At 55.7% G+C, this 19,752-nt stretch carries 22 protein-coding genes; 18 read left to right on the top strand and 4 right to left on the bottom strand.

What is annotated here, in order from left to right; genetic code table 11:
* Nucleotides 1-14 precede the first annotated feature (14 nt).
* Genes ACUZ9Q_RS09480 through ACUZ9Q_RS09470 form a run of 3 tightly spaced genes read left to right on the top strand, consistent with a single transcriptional unit; the run spans nt 15 to nt 2,289 of the window.
* Complete coding sequence (locus tag ACUZ9Q_RS09480) at nt 15-158, top strand: DUF6889 family protein (RefSeq protein ID WP_449247768.1); 144 nt, start codon at nt 15-17, stop codon at nt 156-158.
* The gene (locus ACUZ9Q_RS09475; RefSeq protein ID WP_449247767.1) at nt 158-1,756 is read left to right on the top strand and encodes a hypothetical protein; all 1,599 of its coding nucleotides are present in this window, start codon (nt 158-160) and stop codon (nt 1,754-1,756) included. Before ACUZ9Q_RS09480 ends, ACUZ9Q_RS09475 begins: the two co-directional genes overlap by 1 nt.
* The gene (locus tag ACUZ9Q_RS09470) at nt 1,753-2,289 is read left to right on the top strand and encodes a phage baseplate protein (protein WP_449247766.1); all 537 of its coding nucleotides are present in this window, start codon (nt 1,753-1,755) and stop codon (nt 2,287-2,289) included. The genes ACUZ9Q_RS09475 and ACUZ9Q_RS09470 overlap by 4 nt, the downstream gene beginning before the upstream one ends.
* 27 nt (nt 2,290-2,316) lie before the next feature.
* Here the strand turns inward: ACUZ9Q_RS09470 and ACUZ9Q_RS09465 are convergent, their stop codons facing one another.
* Both ACUZ9Q_RS09465 and ACUZ9Q_RS09460 read right to left on the bottom strand, forming a co-directional pair.
* Complete coding sequence (locus ACUZ9Q_RS09465) at nt 2,317-2,973, bottom strand: OB-fold protein (protein ID WP_449247765.1); 657 nt, start codon at nt 2,971-2,973, stop codon at nt 2,317-2,319.
* A gap of 45 nt (nt 2,974-3,018) precedes the next feature.
* Nucleotides 3,019-3,390, bottom strand: coding sequence for a thermonuclease family protein (locus ACUZ9Q_RS09460; protein WP_449247764.1), 372 nt, complete (start codon nt 3,388-3,390; stop codon nt 3,019-3,021).
* A 228-nt stretch (nt 3,391-3,618) separates the two neighbouring features.
* Here ACUZ9Q_RS09460 and ACUZ9Q_RS09455 point away from each other — a divergent pair, with 228 nt between their 5' ends.
* From ACUZ9Q_RS09455 to ACUZ9Q_RS09425, 7 genes are all read left to right on the top strand, one after another.
* The gene (locus tag ACUZ9Q_RS09455; protein ID WP_449247763.1) at nt 3,619-3,942 is read left to right on the top strand and encodes a phage baseplate plug family protein; all 324 of its coding nucleotides are present in this window, start codon (nt 3,619-3,621) and stop codon (nt 3,940-3,942) included.
* The gene (locus ACUZ9Q_RS09450) at nt 3,939-4,871 is read left to right on the top strand and encodes a phage protein (RefSeq protein ID WP_449247762.1); all 933 of its coding nucleotides are present in this window, start codon (nt 3,939-3,941) and stop codon (nt 4,869-4,871) included. The genes ACUZ9Q_RS09455 and ACUZ9Q_RS09450 overlap by 4 nt, the downstream gene beginning before the upstream one ends.
* A 5-nt stretch (nt 4,872-4,876) precedes the next feature.
* Nucleotides 4,877-5,653 carry a Gp138 family membrane-puncturing spike protein gene (locus tag ACUZ9Q_RS09445; RefSeq protein ID WP_449247761.1) on the top strand — a complete coding sequence of 259 codons (777 nt, stop codon included), beginning with the start codon at nt 4,877-4,879 and terminating at the stop codon, nt 5,651-5,653.
* Nucleotides 5,653-6,006, top strand: a complete 354-nt coding sequence (locus tag ACUZ9Q_RS09440; RefSeq protein WP_449247760.1) for a hypothetical protein — start codon at nt 5,653-5,655, stop codon at nt 6,004-6,006. Before ACUZ9Q_RS09445 ends, ACUZ9Q_RS09440 begins: the two co-directional genes overlap by 1 nt.
* 9 nt (nt 6,007-6,015) lie before the next feature.
* The gene (locus tag ACUZ9Q_RS09435; RefSeq protein ID WP_449247759.1) at nt 6,016-7,203 is read left to right on the top strand and encodes a baseplate J/gp47 family protein; all 1,188 of its coding nucleotides are present in this window, start codon (nt 6,016-6,018) and stop codon (nt 7,201-7,203) included.
* Nucleotides 7,203-7,871, top strand: coding sequence for a DUF2612 domain-containing protein (locus tag ACUZ9Q_RS09430; protein ID WP_449247758.1), 669 nt, complete (start codon nt 7,203-7,205; stop codon nt 7,869-7,871). Before ACUZ9Q_RS09435 ends, ACUZ9Q_RS09430 begins: the two co-directional genes overlap by 1 nt.
* A 66-nt stretch (nt 7,872-7,937) precedes the next feature.
* Nucleotides 7,938-8,951, top strand: coding sequence for a hypothetical protein (locus ACUZ9Q_RS09425; protein ID WP_449247757.1), 1,014 nt, complete (start codon nt 7,938-7,940; stop codon nt 8,949-8,951).
* Here ACUZ9Q_RS09425 and ACUZ9Q_RS09420 read toward each other — a convergent pair whose 3' ends face one another.
* A complete protein-coding gene (locus ACUZ9Q_RS09420) occupies nt 8,952-9,194 on the bottom strand; it encodes a hypothetical protein (protein WP_449247756.1) in 243 nt (80 codons plus the stop codon). It lies immediately after the preceding gene.
* Nucleotides 9,195-9,244: 50 nt separating this feature from the next.
* Between ACUZ9Q_RS09420 and ACUZ9Q_RS09415 the strand changes: the two genes are divergently transcribed.
* From ACUZ9Q_RS09415 to ACUZ9Q_RS09400, 4 genes are all read left to right on the top strand, one after another.
* Nucleotides 9,245-9,841, top strand: coding sequence for a phage tail protein (locus ACUZ9Q_RS09415; protein WP_449247755.1), 597 nt, complete (start codon nt 9,245-9,247; stop codon nt 9,839-9,841).
* Nucleotides 9,838-10,638 carry a hypothetical protein gene (locus tag ACUZ9Q_RS09410; RefSeq protein ID WP_449247754.1) on the top strand — a complete coding sequence of 267 codons (801 nt, stop codon included), beginning with the start codon at nt 9,838-9,840 and terminating at the stop codon, nt 10,636-10,638. Before ACUZ9Q_RS09415 ends, ACUZ9Q_RS09410 begins: the two co-directional genes overlap by 4 nt.
* 75 nt (nt 10,639-10,713) lie before the next feature.
* Entirely contained in the window at nt 10,714-11,631 is a 918-nt protein-coding gene (locus tag ACUZ9Q_RS09405; RefSeq protein ID WP_449247753.1) for a tyrosine-type recombinase/integrase, read from the top strand.
* Nucleotides 11,632-11,778: 147 nt separating this feature from the next.
* A complete protein-coding gene (locus ACUZ9Q_RS09400) occupies nt 11,779-12,309 on the top strand; it encodes a DNA-methyltransferase (protein ID WP_449247752.1) in 531 nt (176 codons plus the stop codon).
* A gap of 485 nt (nt 12,310-12,794) precedes the next feature.
* Here ACUZ9Q_RS09400 and ACUZ9Q_RS09395 read toward each other — a convergent pair whose 3' ends face one another.
* The gene (locus ACUZ9Q_RS09395; protein ID WP_209819039.1) at nt 12,795-13,466 is read right to left on the bottom strand and encodes a Crp/Fnr family transcriptional regulator; all 672 of its coding nucleotides are present in this window, start codon (nt 13,464-13,466) and stop codon (nt 12,795-12,797) included.
* Between the two features lie 217 nt (nt 13,467-13,683).
* Here ACUZ9Q_RS09395 and ACUZ9Q_RS09390 point away from each other — a divergent pair, with 217 nt between their 5' ends.
* The 4 genes from ACUZ9Q_RS09390 (at nt 13,684) to ACUZ9Q_RS09375 (ending at nt 19,665) form a co-directional block, all read left to right on the top strand.
* Nucleotides 13,684-15,132: an aryl-sulfate sulfotransferase gene (locus tag ACUZ9Q_RS09390; protein ID WP_192113009.1), complete on the top strand. Its 1,449-nt coding sequence runs from the start codon at nt 13,684-13,686 to the stop codon at nt 15,130-15,132.
* A gap of 94 nt (nt 15,133-15,226) precedes the next feature.
* A complete protein-coding gene (locus tag ACUZ9Q_RS09385) occupies nt 15,227-16,627 on the top strand; it encodes an SLC13 family permease (RefSeq protein WP_449247751.1) in 1,401 nt (466 codons plus the stop codon).
* A 29-nt stretch (nt 16,628-16,656) separates the two neighbouring features.
* The gene (locus ACUZ9Q_RS09380) at nt 16,657-18,243 is read left to right on the top strand and encodes an outer membrane homotrimeric porin (protein WP_449247750.1); all 1,587 of its coding nucleotides are present in this window, start codon (nt 16,657-16,659) and stop codon (nt 18,241-18,243) included.
* A gap of 54 nt (nt 18,244-18,297) precedes the next feature.
* A complete protein-coding gene (locus ACUZ9Q_RS09375) occupies nt 18,298-19,665 on the top strand; it encodes an aryl-sulfate sulfotransferase (RefSeq protein WP_449247749.1) in 1,368 nt (455 codons plus the stop codon).
* The last annotated feature ends 87 nt before the right edge of the window (nt 19,666-19,752 follow it).

The raw sequence follows: 19,752 nt of genomic DNA, 5'->3' as shown, positions 1-19,752 counted from the left end.
GGCTGTTGAGGCCCGTGCTGCGTGGCATGTGCCGGTACGAAAGCCTCAAAGATTGTACCCTTGACTTGGCGGACATCGCCTTAATGAATGACGCCTGCAATGTGCAGGACGAAAACGAACGCCGTTACATGGCGGCGCTCAAGAACAAGGATGCCTGATGGCCGTAACCATCGCCGAATTTTTGGCCTCTGTGGGCTTTCAGGCTGACGAGGCCAGCCTTAAGGGCGCTCTGGCCAAGGTGACAGGCTTTGCGGCTGGTATCACGCTTGCAGCTGGTGCAGCCTTTGCGGGCATCATGCGTATTGCCCAGGGCGAGGTTGCACTGGCCAAGCAAGCGGACGCCTTGGGTGTACCCATCCAGAAGCTGGAAGAACTGGGCTATGTTGCCGAGCAGACCGGCAGCAGCTCCGAGGCCGTGGCCGCAGCCCTGGGGGGCCTGAAAGAAAAATACCCCTACATCAAAGATACCAGCGTGCTCCTTGAGCGCGTGGGCAACAACATGCGCGGCATGAGCGACCAGGCCGCAAAACTCTACGCCAAGCAAATGGGCATTGATCCCACATTGGTGCCCATGCTGACGCGCAACGTCAGCGGCCTCAAGAACGAGTTTGCGGCCATGTATGAAGTGGCCGGTCGAGATGCTGCCAAGGCGGCAGAAGACAGCCGCGGATTTTTGGCCGAGCTGAACAAGTTGCACACCATGAGCGGCCTGCTGGTCAAAGCTGTGGGCGGCGTATTTTTGGGACAGCTGCGTGGCGACGTCGAAAATTTGCGCCGTGTCATCATGGAAAATTTCGGCAAGATCAAGGCCATCTTTGAAACCGTGATCGGCGTTGTCTTTCGGGTTGCCGGAGCTATTGGAGCCTTTGTGCGCCGCATGGTCACCTGGGCATCTGCCCTGGTAGGCTGGTACGATAAGCTGGATGGCGGGCAAAAAAAGATTATCCAGGGCCTTGTGTTGTTTGCTGCCGCCTGGAAATTTTTAAATGCTGGTTTCTTGGCCACGCCGTTGGGCATGCTTGTGGCCGGTCTGGCCGCCATCGTAGGATTGATTGACGATTACCAAACGTACATGGAGGGGGGGCGCAGTTATTTTGACTGGGGGCCGTGGGAAAAAAGCATTGAGGGTGTGCGTAACGCAATCAGCAGCGCCATCGACAGCGTGACCAATTTTTTCCGCGAGCATGAAAAGCTCATTACCGGATTTGCTCAAGGCATAGCCATAGCCATGGGGCTAAAGGCTGTGATGATGCTCCTCAAAGGCGCTGTCGGCGGTGTGGGTATGGCCTTCCGTGTTTTGTTTGGTCTGGTCAAAGCCAACCCCCTGGGGTTAATCATAACAGCCGCCGCCATGATCTGGGAAAACTGGGACCTCATTCGTGAGAAATTTCCAGACTTCGCAGCCTGGGCAGAAAAAGCCGCTGCTGCAATAAAGAACTTTTTTGCGCCTGCTTTGGATTGGCTGAAGGAAAAACTCTCCGGCATGACCGATTGGCTGCCTGATTTTGTAAAGGAAAAAATGGGATTGGCCGTAAACGCCAATGTAACCCCGCCGCCAGACGGACCGGCGCTGAAACCGCAGCCCATACCAGCTATGGCAGCCAGCCACACATCCCGCGAGGTTAAAGTGGATTCAAAAACGGAGATTACCCTTAATGGCGCGCAAAGCCCCGAGCAAGTGGCCGGACTGGTGGCGGGCAACCAAGACCGGGCAGCAGCAGATATGGCGCGGCACATGCAGGGGGCTACACGATGAGCACTAGCGGAACTGTTATCACCGGGCGAAACCTTGGCGGCCTGCAATTCGCGGTGGTCGTGGAGGAACAACACGAGGACAAACTGAATATTACCGAGCACCCTGTGGAGCAAGGCGCAAAAATAAACGACCACGCCTATGTTAACCCCGCCTCTGTTACTATACGTGCGGGCGTGTCGGACACCACCGGAGAGGGCAAGGCGCGGGAGATGTATGACAAGCTGCTGGACCTGATGCGCAAGCGCGAGCCGATCAGCATTGTTACCGGCAAGCGTCTGTACGACAATATGCTTGTCGAGGGAGTCAGCTGCACTACGGACAAAAATACTGAAAAGGCCCTGCTAGTGACCGCCAATTGCAAGGAAGTCATTATCGTGCGCACGCAGACGGCCAGCGTGCCGCCGCGCAACAGGCACAAAAACGCCGCCAAAACTGGCGGCGTTGCAGATAAAGGGCAGAAGCAGCCCAATAGTATTTTAAATGCTAGTGCAGGTAGCGGCGGCTACACTCGTCCAGGCGGCGCGGCACAATAAGACAACAGGATGGGGCGCAAAGCCCCTTTATTTTTTTGCTGGGAACTCGCAATCGTCCACACTCAGCAGCGCGCCAAGTGTAAACGCCTTAACCGTGCCAATTAAAACCACACGTTGCCCTTTGGACATGTTGGCAATCCTGTCCATGTTATCCTTGGAAAATTGGCATTTAACGGTATTGATTCCATAGCTCACATCAAAGACCAATTCGGGATAGCCTAACGGGGATTTTTCTATTTTGTAAATAATCCCCTCAATGGCCACGCGCTTGCCTTTATATTTCTGATCGGCTGCCACTTCATTTTGGGCAAATGAATTAAACAGCGCTGGAGCCGATACCACCGCAAATTTTTTAATGTCTTCCTTCGGCTTGCACTGGGAATTGTTGGTACGCCAAAGGGTGCTGGCTTTATTCCAATCCTCAATGGTGTTCACACCCGCGCACGGATTAGCGGCAGCACTGCTTTGTTCTGTGGTCGGTGTCGCGGCGGTTTTTTTGTCCTTTGGCCCCCAAAGGGCAGCGAGGACTAGCAAAAAGAATGCCCCTGCCAATATGGACTGCCAGCGCTTTGGCTTGGCCGGTGGTGTGCGGTCAGCATCCGTCACTGGCCGTCCGCATTTCGGGCAACTTTCAGCTGCAGTCGAAATCTTAGTTTTACAGTCAGGACACTTGAAGGTTGCCATATAATGCTCCTTGATTAGAGTAATGCGTAATTTATAGGAGCATTTCTATTTATGCGCAACCCCAGATCGTTGCAGCCGTCTCCATGTCCAGGGTGGAGTCGGATTCTCCACAGACCATAAGCCTCTTTTTGCGGCCTTGGCGTCAGCCTGATGCTGTCGCCATGAATCACATACGGCCATATGGCAAAATCGGTCATCCACCCAGGCCAGCCCATCACTTATAAGCGTATCTTGCAGCACAATCATATCATCCAGCAACACAACCCCGGCGACCTCGCGCTTGTATGATTTGCGCGTTTGGGCCGGGATTATCTCCACCCGCCGCCCGTTGAGCAGCTTGGTTGTCATGTCGCGGGCCTCTGCGCCGTAAGGCTGTCCCAGTTCTGGGCAATCCACGCCATACACGCGAATTGACACGGCCTCACCCTCTGCCGGTTGCACACGCACGGTATCGCCGTCATGGACTGTCAACACATCACCAGGCCAGGCAATTGTGCTTGCTGGCATAACCAGAACTAGCCAAAATATCAAAGCCCGTAAGCACATAATATTCCCCAAATACGCATTACAGTAGTATTCAAGCAGTTGTTACCCCGAACAAGTTCGGGGTGTCCACTTATCATATCCATTCAGTACAGTGCCCTTATGGCACTGTACGAAATACCCCTAACTCCTGAACCGCAAGCCTTTGGCATCAGTCTGGCCGGGCGCTCCTTGCGTCTGGTGCTGCGCTGGGCCGAAAGCCCGGCAGCGGATGTACCCGGCGGATGGGTGCTGGATATTCTTGATCAACCTGACGACACCATCCCCCTGATTTGCGGCATTCCCCTGGTAGCTGGCTGCGACCTTTTGGCCCCCTATGCCTATCTTGAGCTGGGCGGTGCATTGTACATATCCGGTGATATGTCGCCAACACTGAATAACCTGGGCGATACCGTGCTGCTGATTTTTAAAACGGAGGACGCATGAGCGCCAAGAACAAAGACGAACAGGGGCGGTGTTGGCTACGGGCTTGCTCACTGGTGGTGGGGGGCAATTCCGGCAGCGGGCTGGATCTGTCGGAGTTGCGCATCACGTTCAAGACGAAAAAAGGGGACTTGGAAACCCCTAACAGTGCGGAAATAAACGTATACAACCTGTCAGAGGCCACAGCCAGCAGGATACAACGCGAGTTTACGCAAGTGCGGTTGTCTGCCGGGTATATAGATAATTCTGGGCTGATCTTCCGGGGGAATATACGGCAGGTACGAACGTGGCGTGAAAACGGCGTGGATACGGTGCTGGCCATATTGGCGGCCGATGGCGACCGTGCCTACAATTTTGCCACGGTCAACACCACTCTGGCGGCGGGCAGTCTACCTGCTGATAGGGTGCGAGTGTGCCAGGGCAGCATGGCGGATAAGGGTACAGAGGCGGGATATACCCCCGACCTCGGTGGGCAAGCGCTGCCGCGCGGCGTGGTCATGTACGGCATGGCCAGGCAGTACATGAGAGATGAGGCGCAAAACACCGGCACGGACTGGAGCATACAGGACGGCAAGGTGCAGATGGTGCCGCGCAAGGGCTATTTGCCGGGTCAGGCCGTGTTGCTGACCCACGAGACGGGCCTGATCGGCACGCCGGAACAGACGCAGGAAGGTATAACCGTGCGCTCGCTACTGCTACCTAATTTGCGCATCGGCGGGCGCATCAAGCTGGACAATAAGAGCGTCAAACGTATGCAAAGCCCTCTCAAAATGGCTGCGGGGCAAACCGCACCACGTCTGGACGATGACGGCGTTTACAGAATTTTAAAAGTCGAGTTTAGCGGCGATACGCGCGGCAACGACTGGTACGCGGACATGCTGTGCATTGGCATTGACGACACTATGCGCCTGCCGCTGGATATGGCGAGGTAAATAATATGGATAGAAGCGAACGGCAGAATGATCCCATAGAGAGCCAGCGCCTAGCGCAAGAAGGTCATCAGGCCCAAATGTGGACGGCCCTGCCTGGTATTGTGACAGGCTTTGATCCTGTGGCTATGACCGTGAGCGTGCAGCCCGCCGTGCAAGGCAGCGTGCGGGACGAAAGCGGAAAAAGCAAAAACGTGCAGATGCCCCTTCTGGTAGACGTGCCCGTGGTGTTTGTGTGTGGGGGCGGCTTCAGCCTGACATACCCGATAAAGGTAGGAGACGAGGTTCTAGTAGTATTTTCCAGCCGCTGCATAGACGGCTGGTGGCAAGGCGGAGAATCCACGCCGCCACCCAGCGGGCGCATGCATGATCTCTCGGACGGTATGGCCATCATTGGCCCCAGATCACAGGCAACAAAACTAGACCCCCCAGTGGACAAGGAAAACGTCCAGTTGAGGACAGATGATGGCAAGGCCACCCTGACCATGAAGCCTGATTATACAATTGAAACCAAAAACCCGCAAGCCACAGTAACACTTACGCCTGCTGGTGCAATCACGCTGGAGGCGGCAGCACAGGTGACAATTAAGGCCCCACAGATCACCCTGGAGGGCAATGTCACCACCACCGGGGCAGGCGGCGAAGCTGGCACGGTGCAAATGAAGGGCACGATTGCCCTTGATGGCTCCCTCACATCCACGGGCGACCAGGTGGCCGAAGGCAAAAGTACAGCCCATCATACACACCCTGGCGATAGTGGTGGGACAACGGGAGAACCCAAATAATGCGATACCGCAAGCTGGACGCCAAAAATGATTATCAGCTTGGTCACGGCCCGGCAGACTATCATGTTGATACGCCGGAATGCGTGGCTCAGGCCGTCAAAACCCGTCTGGCCCTGCTGGCTGGTGAATGGTTTCTGGATCTGACCGAGGGTACACCCTATGTCACCCACGTTTGGGGCAAACATACCAAGGACACCTACGATCCGTTGCTGCGCAAGCGCATATTGCAGACCGAGGGTGTGAGCGAGCTTGTGAGCTACGAAAGCACATTTGATCCAAACACACGCAAACTAACGGTATCAGTCGAGATTAACACCATTTACGGCGGCACAACCGTAAACACCATATTATAAGGATTCGCTATGGCTGACGGCGCATATATCGACCGCGACGGCATGCACCTGCCGGACTACGCCACCACGCTGACCGCACTGCAAGCCAAGGTCAAAGCCATTTTTGGCGAGGATCTGTATCTGGAGCCAGATAGCCAGGAGGGCCAGCTGGTGGCTGTCTTTGCCTTGGCCCAGCAGGACACATATAGCCTGGCAGCCAGCGTTTACAACGCATTCAGCCCGCATACAGCCCAGGGGGCGGGTCTCTCGCGCATGGTGGTGATTAACGGCATCCGTCGGCAGGCGGCAAGCTATAGCACTGTGATTGTGGTCTGTGTTGGCACTGCGGGCACCATCATCAATGGGGGCATTGTAGAGGATACCGCCGGACAAAAGTGGGATATGCCCGCAACCGTCACCATCCCTACGTCAGGCGAGATAAGCGTTACAGCCACTGCCCAAGACATCGGCGATGTGCGCGCCGCAGCTGGCGAGGTCAATAAAATTGCCACGCCCTGCCGTGGCTGGCAGAGCGTCAACAATCCCCTAGCTGCCACACCAGGTGCGGCAGTTGAGACGGACGCTACACTGCGCACCCGCCAGGCGGTATCTACAGCACTGCCCAGCCGCACAGTTTTTGAAGGCACGTTGGGGGCCGTGGCAAACCTTGAGGGCGTCAGCCGATGGCGCGGCTATGAAAACGACACCTCCACCGTTGACGCTAACGGCCTGCCCCCACACAGCATCTGTCTGGTTGTGGAGGGAGGCGACAACGCGGCCATAGCCGAGGCCATCGCCCTCAAAAAAACGCCGGGCTGCTACACACGCGGTGACGTGGAGGTTATGACGCGGGACGCCAAGGGGCTGCCCAATGCTATACGATTTTATCGCCCCACGGCGGTACGTGTGCGGCTGCGCGTCACTCTCAAGCCACTAGCAGGATATTTATCCACCACGGGGGCAGCCATAAAGGCCAATCTGGCGAAATATATAAACGCTATGGCCATAGGCGATGATGTGCTGGCCAGTCGCCTGCTTACACCCATCAACGCGGCTGACGCGTCCGGCTCAAGGACGTTTGACGTGTTGTCCATCGCGTATACCACAGGCGACCTGGCCGATGCATCTGCCACGTGGACGGAGGGCAATATCCCCATTGCCTTTAACGCCGCCGCAACATGCAAGCTGGCTGACATCAGCCTGCCGGGGGTTGAGTGATGGCTGATAACGCCTACCCCGGCCTCGTAACCAGCCAGCACCAGCAGCCGCGATTTACGGCCCTGGTTGCTGTGCTGACGCAGCCGCTGGTTGACGCCCAGGCGCTGCTGGCAACATTGCCCACCGCCTTTGACGTGGACACAGCCGTGGGAGTGCAGCTTGATGCCGTTGGCTTGTGGGCGGGCATTACACGAGTGCTGCGCGTGCCCCTATCGGGCGTGTATTTTGCTTGGGGCGCTGAAGGCGTCGGCTGGGCGCAAGGCATCTGGAAAGGCCCGTATGACCCAGAAAGTGGTCTTACGAGCCTGCCGGATGACGTATTTCGGCGACTGATTAAAGCGCGCATTGCCGCCAATGCTTGGGACGGTTCAATACCGGGGGCTTATGATGTGTGGGAATCCGCGTTTGCAGATACAGGCAGCATCATAATGATACAGGATAACCAGGACATGAGCATGGTTGTCGGAATTGCGGGCATGCGACCAGATGCCGTTACCCAGGCTTTGCTCATGGGCAATTACATTCCACTCAAGCCCGAAGGTGTGCGCGTGAGCTGGTATGCCGTTACGCAAGATGGCGGCCCGCTGATGGCCTGGGGTTGTCAGTCAGATGGGCTAGCTGGCTGGGGCGCGGGCAGATGGCCCATTGTGCTAAGGCCAGCCGAGTAGCCCCGAACTATATCGGGGTGGCTGCTGTAAGCCGTCCCCGGTTACACCGGGGACACGGAGGACACTATGCCCATTACCAAAGACACTGGCGTAACCGTTGAAGCTGTTGATGTTATCAACGATATTTTGCCGTTTTGCCATCAAGGCGTTGATGGCCGAGATATGCTCGCACAGGCGGACTATGCCGCTGATCTGCAGCGCACTATTGGCCATCAGCCGGGCATTGCACGACAGGAGCTAGCCAACAAACAGGCCCGGCAGGTCTCACACATGTCCGCTGGCTTGGCGCAATTTTTGGCCCGTCGCTATGCGGCTGGCGTTAAAGACGATGGCGACCTGGATAAAGTCGAGGCGGCAATTGTTGAGGCCTTATATGCGGTAATCGGACCGAGTTTGCCAGGTCTGGCCAAGGTAGGCACTCCAGGCATTGTGATGCCCGATGGAACAACCATCGTAATTGATGCTACAGGAAAAATATCCACCAAAGCCCAGGCCATGGACCCCGTGGGCGGCATCCGCTTTTTTGAAGATGAAGCGCCTCGTGCGGGCTATGTGCCTTGCCTGGGCACTACGATTTCCAATTTTTCCACGACCTACCCCGAAATGGCTGCATACCTGTCAACAACATATGGAGCCGCGCGCCTGGTTACGCTGGCGCAGTACAATACACTGCACACAGCCATATGGGCCACCTTGGCTGATGGGTCAACAGTTGGATGGAACGGCATTGGCGGTGTGACAAAATTTGTGTGGGACAAAGCCGCCGACACCCTCAAAATGCCAGACCTTCAGGAGATGTTCCGCAGCTCCACAGGTGCGTCTCTCGGCGTGGGAGGGACACATATTGATATGATCCGGCCTGCCACTGGTAAAGTTACGGCTGTTTATGGCGCGGCGGGCGAATCCGTCATGGGGGTGTTTTACCGACAAGATAACTCGGCTGTGCATACAGCATCGGGCTACGGTGTTAGCTACTCCGATCTATATTTTGACATCAGCCGCAAAACACCGGTTGGCAATGCAAACAAGCCGAGAGCATGGGGTGCGTTGGCATGCTGTTATCTGGGGCAACCTGCATAACTATGCCGCAGGAGTGCCAAGATAGGCGCAAGCCAGCGCACCCCACCCGCGCGGTTTGTTGGCGTTGCCCGTGAGCGTCACGCGGGCCGTATCAAATTGCACTGAGATCATCACACTGGGATTGTACCCTGCGGTCGCTAATTGCCGTCCTCCCGTATCGCCAGCACCAAAAGCACCAGTGGGAGCAATAAATTGAGCGTTATCAACAAAAATCTTCCCCGTTTGTCGCCTTTGCGCATCCATATGCACGCCTCCCACGCCGAGAGGCGACCAAAAAATTCAAGGAGTAAACAATGGCCCTAGCCCACAGATATACGCTGCCAGACCAGTATTATGCTTGTACCGTTGAAGACCACGGATACCAGCCCGGCAACAGCTTATATGAGCCTTTGCCTCCATTGCCATGGCCCAAACAATGGCCGAAAAATGTTAACGGCAAGTGGGTATTGGTCGAAGACCATCGCGAGCGCAAGGAGCCGTTTTTTGATGCGGCCCTGACACAGGACGCGACCGACTACTGGTTGCCGGATGACACCAACGCCAATCCCGCGCGCCGCATGACCAAGCCCGGGCCTCTGCCGGAGGGTGCTCTGATCGAGCGCCCCGCCAAAACTGATGCCGAGCTGCTGGCCGAGAGCAAGGCCGCGAAGACGGCGGAGATAAAGGCTGGCTACGATGCCGCCGTGGCCGCGTCTCTGACCATGCCCACGACGTCCCCGACGGAGCAGGATGTCACCATCGGCGCAGCCGCGTTTGCGGCGGAGGATGCGGAGGGCCTCGCGTATGTCATGCAGACGCATGCCGCCCGCCGCGACGAGCTGCTGGCCGCCGTGACCGCCGCAACCACGGTCATTGCCGTGCAAGACATGGTCGTCAGCTACGCGGTATGAGCATAATTAACCAGATCACCGGCGGCGTGTGTAACGGCCCGGCCAACCCCAAGGATGACGGCCTGACTGTTTACGGCTCCACGCATCGGCACACGGAGATAAGTCAGCGGGTGTATGATTTCCGCAATTATCCCAAGGCTGATCAGGATGAGGTGTTGAGCGGCGTGGATGGGGCCGAAGTGAGGCTATCCGGCGTCGTTATTCTGGGCGGCATAAAAGCGATTTTGGCTGGCAACGGTGACCACCCAGGCAATGATGTGCACAATGCACGCTGGGAGCTTGAGGATTGCGTTATCATCGGTGCAGGCCGACGCTGCCCTGAAGCCCAAGACGGCACAACTGTCATTATGCGCCGTTGCTGGATACACGATTTTGGCCAGACGTTTGACGTGCGGGCATTCGGCGGCTGGGCACACAGGGGCGCGCGGATTATTGCGGAAGACTGCCTGTTTACGCAGAGCGATTTATGGCCTTGGGGTCTGGATATTCTTACGGCAATCAAAGACATGGGCAACCACATCGGGCAGGCGGTCAATGATTATGGCCTCGGCGCAATGCTGTACCCGCGTACATATCTGCCCGGCCCATGCCGTGGTTTGACGGCAGACACTGGCGGTCTGGTGCTGGCCACGCGCTGCTATCGCAACCGTCTTTGGATCACGATTGACGGATGTAACAACTATATAGATAGGGCCGCCGCCAGAAAGATCGTTGCACATATTGAAACAGTATGTCCGGATATGACAGGGAAGCTCGGCCAGCCACTGACAGACTTTTTTGATATCGCTACGGTCTGAACAGGCTCTTTAATAATTGCATAGGGATTGTAAATGATTGGCAATGTGCCATAAGCCTTCGTATAAGGAGGGCTTATGGCATCGACGGTTACATTTGCGACTGTTGCGCGCGACTGGTGGGAGCGGTACATGCTCCAGGGAAATACTGAGTATGCGGAGGAGTCGTGGCGGCGGCTGGAGCGTGAGGTTATACCCCGACTAGGCGATAAACCTCTGACCAAGATTACCGCACCCACCATCCTGACGATTTTACGTCATATCGAACAGCGAGGCACACTGGTGGTCGCTCGCAAGGTCAAAAGTCATATATCCCAAATCATGAGATATGGCATAGCGTGCGGGTTTGTCAGCCGCGATCCGGCCCGCGACCTAGGTTGGGCGCTGACCCCTCACAAATGCAAACCCCGCGCAGCCATAACCGAGCCGCGCCAAATTGGACAGCTCATGGCCAGCATAGAGCGTTACCTCAACCACCAGCGCAGATGTTCCCTTAAGCTGGCTGCGTTGCTATTCGTCCGGCCCGGAGAATTATCGTCCGCTGCATGGAGTGAAATCGAATGGGACACGGCTACTTGGCGCATCCCAGCAGAAAAAATGAAGATGAAGCGCCCGCACAACGTGCCGCTAACGCGCCAGGCATTGGATGTTCTACGAGAGTTACAGCCAATAACGGGCAAAACCCAGTGGCTGTTTCCTTCGCGATGGGACAAAACGCGGCACGAGACAGGTCATGTGCTTAATCTGGCCTTACGTCGCATGGGGTACGGCCCGGAAACAATGACAGCCCACGGTTTCCGGGCAATGGCGGCCACAACTCTTTCTGAAATGGGTTGGGCAAGCGAGGTAATAGAAAGACAGCTCGCGCACGTAGATAAAAACCAAGTGCGCGCGGCATATCAACGTTCAGATCTGCTGACGGAGCGGCGCAAGATGTTGCAGGCGTGGGCAGATTATCTCGATTTACGTTGCGCTCAGGCGATTTTGGGGAGGTAACGATTGACAGTGGCGGGGGCGCGTCAACGCCCCCACCGGCGCGGCGTAGTGCCGCCGCACCACGGCCCTACATGGCGTTAGAGCGCTAAGCAGGCTGATCCCGCAAGCAAGTATCAGTCATCTGGCGTCAAACGCCAATATCCCCCGATGTTGGGAGATGCCAAAGACCAGCGTAGCTGGACGCACTGGTGCATGCTATGGCTGGCTGAATGCTGGCGTGTCAGTCGTGATGGCGCACCGCTCATGGTGTTTACGGACTGGCGGCAGCTTCCAGCGCTTACAGATGCGGTACAAGGTGCTGGCTGGCGTTGGCTCGGCATTGTGCCATGGGATAAGCGGACCGCACGCCCACAACTCGGCAGGTTCCGGCAACAATGTGAGTACGTGGTGTTCGCTGCCAAAGGCCGCCTTAAAAGCCCCACGCGGGCGTGCCTACCAGGCTTGTATGCGCACCCCGTGACGGCAGCCCGGACGGTTCACCTGACCAGTAAGCCAGTGGCGCTCATCCACGATTTGCTGGCAATCACGCAACAGGAAGGCACCGTACTGGACCCGTTTATGGGCGGTGGTTCGGTAGGCGTTGCTTGTGCCGAATCCGGTCGGAGTTATGTCGGTATTGTTGAGTTGTCTGCAGAGTATTTTGCTATCAGCTGGGATCGTATAGCTACCGTAAAGTAAATAAAAATGGGGCGGGATTTGTCCCGCCCCTACAATTCCAATAAATATATTCTGTGTGCCACATTTGGCACGGGTTAATCTGCTGTCATTTGTGCAAAATTAAGTGGCGTTTGGTCCAAATGTAAGGGGCGCGTTACATCCATCAGCCATTTCATCAGTGCAGAAGGCACACAAATCTCTCATGACATACAGTTGCGGCGAGGCGGGGGAGAGTGGTGAACTCTCATGCAAGAGGAATTTGCGTGGAAACCTCTTGCCGCAGCGTGGTGGTCAATTCCCATTTATCTTAATGGCAACCAAACTGATGCCGGCACTCTTTCGCCAGAGGCGAGCTGCGATGGGACTGTATTTTGCCTAATGAATCAGCTTGTCTCGTGTTTTTGGCAGGAACCTGCACAATCTGCGCGCGCAGATCTCCCGCTGTGCGGCAACTGGCCGCAATGCATCACCGCAAAGTGACTTTTCTGTCTTTATGTCGAAGCGCATCAGCTCCTTGCCAGCATAAAAAATTCTTCAGGGCGCAGAATTGTTACGGTTTTGCCGGAGAATGGCCCGAACAGACCGCTTTCCTCCTGCTGTCGCAAGATTTTGTACAAGGAAATTCTGTGTACGCCCAAAAGGCTGGCCATCTCCTGCTTGGAAACCCCCATATTGGCTGTGAGGGGGTCGCTGCCGGGGATTATGTGCTGCGCCAAAAATTTGCAGGTACGGGCCAGCACGTTATCAAGGTAGAGAGACGAAGCCTGATTTGAGAGCACCCGCAATTTTCGGGACATGGAGCACAACAGATTGATGAGCAGGTGGGGATAGTCCTTGCAGATTTCTTCTACATTTTCAGCCGTAAAGGCATAGCTCACGCAACCGGTTGCACACGAAAAATAACTCTCGGCAGGCATGGGATCAAAAAACGGCGTTTCACCAAAAACGCATCCCTCGTGAATGTACCAGAGGATTTTTTCTACCCCTTCCATGTTCTGATTCGTCAGCCGAACCCTGCCTCGATCCAAAAAGTACAATTCCTGCCCAAAGGGTACGCGATGCCCCTTGGGCCAAACCAGCTTTCGCCCCAGATGCAGTACAGAACGCCAGCTGGAGTTCATTTCGCGCATTTCCTTGAAGGCCAGGCTGCGTCCACAATTGATGCCGCGATTTTCCATTTTGCCTCCTTAGAACAGTTGCTCTGGCATTCTGATAACAGGGTTTTGCTCCAAAATGCAATTAATTGTGAAAAATGTTGCAAATGAAACACGTACCTTCCCTGAATCCGTACTATCCTGCCCAATAGAGTGGATCAAATACCTTGTGCGCTGTTCCTCGTCTTCTGCTGGATACTGGCGCATTCCGCAAACATCAATTGATCTGGAGGAATTTAATATGGGCCATCCAACAATTTACCCCACAGGCGTTACCATATTCAAACCTGAAAAATGCTGGGGCGGGTACACCATCTTTCAGGCTCAGGAAGTTGGCGCTGTGCTTATGGATATGAACGGACATGAAATAAATGTCTGGAAGGGCGTTCACGGTATGCCCAATAAAATTTTCCCCGGCGGGTACCTTGTGACAAGCAGAGGACGCCGCAGTGGTAAATTCAGTGTGCAGGACGGCCTTGATGTTGTCCAGGTTGACTGGGACGGCAACATAGTATGGAAATTCGATCAAAATGAATTTGTTGAAGATCCTGGCTATCCTGGCCGCTGGCTTGCACGTTATCACCACGACTTCCAGCGCGAAGGCAACCCCGTGGGCTACTATGCCCCCGGCATGGAACCCAAGGCGCTTGAAGGCAAAACCCTTATCCTGGCGCACCGCAACGTGCGAAATAGCGCAATCAGCGACAAGCAGCTGCTTGATGACCTCATCCTTGAGGTGGACTGGGAAGGGAACATCCTCTGGGAATGGTCGTGCAACGAGCATTTCGACGAAATGGGTTTCCGCGAAGGCCCCAAAAATACGCTTTGCCGTAACCCCAACTACCGTCCGACCCAGCCCGAAGGCATGGGCGACTGGATGCACATCAACTCCATGTCTGTGCTTGGCCCCAACAAATGGTACGATGCTGGCGATGAACGCTTTCATCCTGAAAACATTATTGTTGATGGACGCGAGGCAAACATCATCTTCATCATCAGCAAAAAGACCGGAAAGATCACCTGGAAGATCGGGCCGGACTACGACACCTCCCCCGAGCTCAAGGCCATAGGCTGGATCATCGGTCAGCACCATGCGCACATGGTGCCGCACGGCTTGCCGGGCGCAGGCAACATCCTTGTTTTCGACAACGGCGGCTGGGGCGGCTACGACGTGCCCAATCCCGGCTCGCCCACGGGCGTGAAAGCAGCCCTGCGCGACCATTCCCGCGTTCTTGAGATAGACCCGGTTTCTCTCAAGATTGTCTGGCAGTACACACCCAAGGAAGCCGGATTCCTTGAACCCATGGACAGCAACCGCTTCTACAGCCCCTTTATCAGCGGCATGCAGCGCCTGCCCAACGGCAATACCCTCATCACCGAAGGTTCTGACGGGCGTGTATTCGAGGTTACCCCCAACCACGAAATCGTGTGGGAATTTATTTCACCTTACTGGGGCAAGCATGTGCCCATGAACATGACCTACCGCGCATACCGCGTGCCTTACGAATGGGTGCCGCAGGTGGCAAAGCCAGTAGAAACCCCCATTGAACCGCTGAATGTTTCTACCTTCCGTGTGCCCGGGGCAGCCGCAGCCGGAGACCGCGCCAAAGAAGTGACCGTTGAGGGCTGCCAGCCCTACGAAGGCAGTAACGCGCTTTGCGTGGCTTCTGTGGAAGATCCCAAAGGCTAGGGCGTTAGAGAAAATTCGCGTTGAAGTGCTTCCGGGTTCGCCTCTGCCTAGTAGCGGGGCGAACCCATGATCCCCACTTTCACAGGAGATCCTCATGATTATCAAGACTTCAGACCTGACGCCCGGGCTGCTTGCCAAATGGGGCATCAACCTGGCGCTCCCCCTAGCCTTGTATTTCGCCCTTCCTCGCAGCGAAAGCCTTACTCCCCCCATGATAGCATTTCTGGCGGTCACGCTCTGGGCTGTAATTGCCTGGGCCCTGGATACGCTGAACGACATTGCCGTGGGTATCCTGCTGCCCATCCTTTACATACTGCTTTGCAGCACACCACAGAAGGTGGTTTTCGCTTCGTGGCTTTCCGAGGTGCCGATCATCGTTATTGGTGGTTTTACCCTGGGCAAGATCATTCAGGTCACCGGCCTTGGCAAACGCATTGCGCTGACATGCGTCAAACTTACGGGCGGCAGTTTTGCCGGGGCGCTTGCAGGCATTACCCTTGGGGCCGCCATTGTTTCTCCCCTTGTGCCTTCCATCATGGGCAAGGCGGCAATTTTTTGCGCCGTGGCGGTGAGCCTGTGCGATGCCCTCGATTTCAGGCCCAAAAGCCGCGAAGCCACAGCCGTTGTGCTTGGCACCTGCATTGCCGTAGGGGCAACCAAGCTGGCCTATCTTACGGGAGCTGGCGATCTGGTTATGGGCATGGGCATAGTGGACAAGGTCATGGGCATTCAAACCAGCTGGATTGAATACGCCAAGTTCAACTTCCTTCCCGCCATGCTGTACACGGCCATGTCGCTGGCAATTGTACTGCTGGTACTGCGCAGCTCGGTCAACAGGAGTGTTCTGTGCGCCGTAGTGGAGCAGAAACACGCCGAGCTGGGCGATGTTACGGATGAACAAAGGCGGGCGCTTATCCTGCTTTGCCTCACCCTGGTGCTGCTTGCCACCGACAAACTGCACCATCTGAGCGCAGGGTCAGTGCTGGTTATCATTACGGCGCTGGCCTTTATGCCCGGTATCGGGCTTATGGACGGCAAGCGCATGACTTCCATCAATTTTGCCCCGCTCTTTTTCATCATGGGTTGCATGGCCATCGGCAGTGCGGGCGGATTCCTCAAGGTTACACACTGGCTGGCAGGCCTTGTGTTGCCTCTGTTCAGCGAAACAGGGGCCTGCCTGGCCTCTGTATGCTCATATGTTGTGGGCGTTGTGCTGAACTTCCTGCTCACGCCGCTTGCGGCCACTTCGACTCTCTCCGCCCCCATTACTGAACTCGGCATGCAGATGGGTCTGGATCCGCGCATCCTGTACTTCTCGTTCCAGTATGGTCTGGACAACCTGATATTCCCCTATGAATACGCCTTGTATCTCTATTTTTTCAGCAGCGGCTACATCAACTTCAAAGAGATGGTTCTGGTCATGGCTTTGCGCATGCTGCTTACGGGCGGGTTTGTGGCCTTTGTGGCCATGCCCTACTGGCGCATGCTTGGATAACTCGCACACTGACAAAAGGAGGCGGGAGGATGAAAAAGCTGGGCATATTACTTTTGGCAGCAGGATTGCTGCTCGGAAGCGCACCCCAGTGCAGGGCGGTCGATTTTGACGTCAAGGGAAGCTGGCAGTTTGCCTTTGACTACATCAACGGCGGAAATTTCATGGGAAAGGACCGCAACGGCAACAACGTTGTGGGGCAACAGTGGGCTGCCATACACCAGCAAAGGGACGAGTTTGAAGCTATCCAGAGGTTGCACCTGCAACTGAACGCCAAGGCTTCCGAGAACCTTGCCGGCACCGTTTTTTTTGAAATTGGCGAACAGCGGTGGGGCATGGCAGCTCAGGGCGGCGCGTTGGGGGCAGATGGCAGCAACGTTGTCAAAGTCAAAAACGCCTATCTCGACTGGGTCGTGCCCAATACTCCGCTGAAGCTGCGCATGGGCCTTCAGGGCATAAAACTCCCCGGATTTGCTCTGGACAGCCCCGTTTTTCAGGACGATGTGGCCGGAATAGCGGCATCGTGGAAAATGAACGATGCCGTCAGCATCACCGGTGTGTGGATGCGCCTGCTCAACGACAACTGGAGCGGTACAGCCTCACAGCCTGCCAGTTACATGGATAATTTCGATCTGTTCGCGTTGACCGTGCCCGTGACGGTGGACGGACTCAAAATTACGCCCTGGGGCATGGGCGGCGCCATGGGGCCAAACAGCCTCATGCCTGCCGCAGTTACCAACATGCCTGGCGGCAGCAAAAAGGTCGCCTTGACCAATCCCATAACCGGGCAGGCCATTGACGGTCTGGAATTGCGCGATGGTTTGTATCCGGCTGCTTTCAGCTCCGCCAGGGGCACCTCCAGGCTGTGGAACGATGATTACAGCTCCATGTACTGGGGTGGGCTGACCGGGCAGTGGACCAGCTTTGAACCTCTCAGGATTTCATGGGATTTCATTTACGGCAGCGTTGACCACGGCAAGGAAGACCTGAACCGCCGGGGCTGGTTTGGCATGTTGCTGGCAGAATATGCTTTGGATTGGGGCCTTCCCGGCCTGTACGGCTGGTATTTCAGTGGCGATGACGACAACCCCAATAACGGTTCGGAACGTCTCCCTTACCTTGCCACCACCAATAACCTGACCAACTCGCTCTCCACTTTTGGCTACCGGGGCAATCCCATCATGGGCGGCGGCAAGGGCGTGCTGGGGGTTAACCCCAGCGGCACATGGGGCGTAGGCGCGCGCATCAAGGACGTGAGCTTTCTTGATGACTTAAGCCACACCCTGCGCGTCAACTATTTTGGCGGCACCAACGATACAAAAATGGCCTCATACATCACCGGGCGGCATGCCACTGATGCTTCAGGAAGGCAAATCTACCGCAATAACACTGACTTCAACTCGTTCGGCACGTATCTCACCACAGCCGATACGGGTATGGAAGTCAACCTCGACAGCAAGTACAAGGCAGCGGAAAATCTGACGTTTATCCTGGAACTGGGCTATATCCACCTTTGGCTGGACAATGACGTATGGGGCCACTACCAGAACATCTCCGGCACAAGCCTCAATGTCAAGGATGCATGGAAGGCGTCGTTCAATGTGGTCTATTCGTTTTAGACCCGAGCGATATTTTCGTACATGCAATGTTCACGAACTCGGAGGAATATGATCATGAGATTTCGTGCTTCCATTTCCCTGTTGGCAGGTCTGCTTGCCCTTGGATTGTCCACGCAGGCTCCTGCATATGAGGTGCATGACGGCCCCACCGGCGTCATCAAGCTCGTGCCCGAAAAAACCTTCAAGGGCTACACGCTCTTTGCGCCCACGGTCAAATGCACAACCACCTATCTAATTGATATGAACGGCGATGTTGTGCACACGTGGAAGAGCAAATACCCTCCCGGCCTCTATGCCACGCTGTTGCCCAACGGCAATCTGCTACGCGCAGCCGCCCCCAAGGATCAACCGGTTAAAATTGGCGGCGCAGGCGGCATTATTGAAGAAATGGACTGGAACGGCAATGTGGTGTGGTCGTACACCATGCTTACGGAAAACGAGATCCAGCACCACTGCTTTGACCGCATGCCTAACGGCAACACCATGATTCTTGGCTGGGAGCGCAAAACTCCCGCCGAATTCCAGGCCAAGGGCCGCAAGCCCGGCACGTGGCCTGAAGAAGTCAAGATCAAGGGGCAGGCCGTGCGCGACTTCTGGGTGGATTTTGTGCGCGAGGTGGACAAAAACGGCAAGACTGTCTGGGAATGGCATGCCTGGGATCATATCGGCACCGGCCCGGACCAACTGGACATCAACTTTGCTCTGCCCACACCTGTGGGGCCGGGATACGACAGCTTTGACTGGTCGCATTTCAACACAGTGCAGTACCTGCCCAAGACCGACCAGATTTTGCTGAATTCCCGCAACTTCAGCGAATTTTATATTGTTGACAAAAAGTCGGGCAAAATCGTCAAGCGCTGGGGCAACCCCGCCGCCTACGGCAAGGGGACGCGTCCCGAATGGTACTACGATGGCACCCAGCAGGTTTTTGGCGAACACAACGCCACCATGTTGCCCAACGGTAATGTGCAGATATTTGACAACGGTTCGGAACGGCCCGAAGGCAACCGCTCCCGCGTGATCGAGGTCGACCCTGCCAGCGGCAAGGTCGTATGGCAGTACGCCGCCAATGGGTCCAACAGCTTTTTCAGCTACCGTCAGGGCGCTGCGGAAAGACTGCCCAATGGCAACGTGCTTGTGACATCCACGCATCAGGGGCATCTTTTTGAAGTAACCCCCGCAGGCGAGGTTGTATGGGAATTTGTGAACCCCATCATGGCAGGGCAGGCCAAGCCTGTTTTCTCCGACCGTGAGGATGCCGTGCCCAATGCCCATCAGACATTTACCAATATGATCCACAGGGCTTATCGCTACGCTCCCGATTATCCCGGCCTCAAGGGCAAGGATCTGAGCGTTAAGGCTCCGTTGTTGCCCGGTTATCCAAAATTCTTTGAAGTTTGGAAGCCCACCGCAGTAAAATAAAATCCGCTCCACGAAAGTTCACAGCCCCTGAGTCTTTTACAGACTCAGGGGCTGTGCGTTTGTACGCCAAAAATTGTTGTTCAGTCA

It is taken from the genome of Desulfovibrio desulfopostgatei (assembly GCF_053570645.1).
Note: the sequence above shows the minus strand (reverse complement) of the source record. Positions and strands in the feature narration are given on the sequence as shown.